This window comes from Pinirhizobacter sp. (genome assembly GCF_035317885.1).
Taxonomy (GTDB): Bacteria; Pseudomonadota; Gammaproteobacteria; order Xanthomonadales; family Rhodanobacteraceae; genus Pinirhizobacter.
In genome coordinates this window covers 1-2,144 of sequence record NZ_DATHFX010000201.1, presented here as the reverse complement: position 1 = coordinate 2,144, position 2,144 = coordinate 1, and the positions used below count along the sequence as shown (strand labels likewise).

Below are 2,144 nucleotides of genomic sequence, written 5' to 3'. Positions count from 1 at the left end.
CCGGTGGGTCGTGATACGACCTTGGCGTTGTCGTTCGGACAGCAGCGGCTGTGGTTCCTCTGCCAGCTGGAAGGCGTCAGCGCGACGTACCATATGCCCGTCGCGTTGCGCCTGCGCGGGCCACTGGACCGGACCGCATTGCAGCACAGCCTGGATCATCTGCTGGCCCGGCACGAAGCCCTGCGTACGGTGTTCCACGTGCGCGATGGGCAGCCGCAGGCCGTGTTGCTGCCGGCCGACGCCGGCTTCGCGTTGCGCGAGCAATCGACCGATGACGATGCGGCGCTATGGCAGCTGCGCGCTGAGGAAGCCGCCGCACCGTTCGACCTTGGCACCGGGCCGTTGATCCGTGGTCGGCTGATCCGGCGCGCACCCGATGACCATGTGTTCCTCCTGACCCAGCACCATATCGTCTCCGATGGCTGGTCGGTCGCGGTGATGGCGCGCGAGATCAGCGCGCTGTATGCCGCCTTCGCGAACGGCGGCGATGATGCCTGCGATCCGTTGCCGCCCCTGCCGATCCAGTATCCGGACTATGCCGCCTGGCAGCGGCAGTGGCTCTCGGGCGAACGCCAGCAGGCCCAGGCTGCGTACTGGAAGGCCCAGCTCGAGGGCGTACCCACGCTGCTGGAACTACCCACCGACCACCCACGGCCGGCCACGCAATCCTTCGCCGGTGCCCGCCTGCCGATCCACATCGACGCCACGCTGGCTCAGGGGCTGAAGCGTGTGAGCCAACGGCATGGCAGCACCGTGTTCATGACCGTACTCAGCGCCTGGGCGGCGGTGCTCTCGCGCCTGTCCCGCCAGGATGACCTGGTCATCGGCATTCCTACCGCACACCGCAACCGCCAGGAGCTGGAAGGCCTGGTCGGCTTCTTCGTCAACACTCTGGCCCTGCGCATCGACCTGTCAGGCCAGCCCTCTGTGGGCGACCTGCTGGGCCGGGTGCGGCAGACCGTCCTGGCCGCACAGGACCACCAGGACCTGCCGTTCGAGCAGGTGGTGGAGATCGTGCAGCCACCGCGCCGACTGGACCACACCCCGTTGTTCCAGGTGATGTTCAACTGGCACAACAACGACGAGGCCGTCCTCGACTTGCCGGGTATCCAGGTTACCGCGACGCCTGTGGCACAGAATGTCACCGCCAAGTTCGATCTGCAGCTGGATCTGGCGGAATCGGCCGATGGCATCGTCGGTGGGTTCACCTATGCGACGGCGCTGTTCGACGAGGCCGCCATCGAGCGCCATCGCGGTTATCTGTTGCGCATGTTGGAAGCCCTCGTTGCTGACGCTGACCAACCGGTTATGCGCATCGATGTCCTTCCCGCCGCCGAACGCGAGTTGTTGCTGCACACCTGGAACGACACCGGCGTTGTCTACGACACCGAGCGCTGCATCCACCAACTGTTTGAGGACCAGGTCGCACGCACGCCCGATGCCATTGCGCTGGTGCAGGACGATGTCGAGCTGACCTACGCCGAGCTCAACGCGCAGGCCAACCGCCTGGCCCACCGTCTAATCGATATGGGTGTGCGGCCGGACAGCCGCGTGGCGATCTGCGTAGACCGCCGTCCGCACATGGTAGTCGGCCTGCTGGCCATCCTCAAGGCGGGTGGCGCCTACGTTCCGATGGACCCGGCTTACCCGGTTGATCGCATCGTCGAGCTGCTTGCCGATGCTGAGCCCACGTTGCTGCTCGCAGATACCATCGCGCGCGAAGCGCTCGGCGCTGAAATCTTGGGAACAGTGCCTGCCCTTTTCATCGATCAGGTGCCGAACGTCCCGGATGGACGAGATGGCAATCCGGATGCCGACGCATTAGGCCTTACCTCCTCTCACCTTGCGTACGTCATCTATACCTCTGGCTCAACCGGTAAGCCCAAGGGCGTCATGGTCGAGCACCGCCAGGTCCGAAGGCTGCTGCATATCACCCAGGATGAGTTCGCTTTCGGCGCCGACGACGTCTGGACACTCTTCCACTCGATGGCGTTCGATTTTTCTGTATGGGAAGTCTGGGGTGCGTTGGCGCACGGCGGGCGCCTGGTCGTGGTTCCGTATGCGTGCTCTCGCTCACCGGATGTATTTTTCCGGCTCCTTATCGAAAAACGGGTGACGGTACTCAATCAGACGCCTAGTGCGTT

Annotated in this window: 1 protein-coding gene; it reads left to right on the top strand. The window is 64.6% G+C overall.

The window, feature by feature from the left end; genetic code table 11:
* On the top strand, nt 1-2,144 hold a 2,144-nt coding region (locus VK519_RS06250), incomplete at both ends, for a condensation domain-containing protein (protein WP_324348307.1).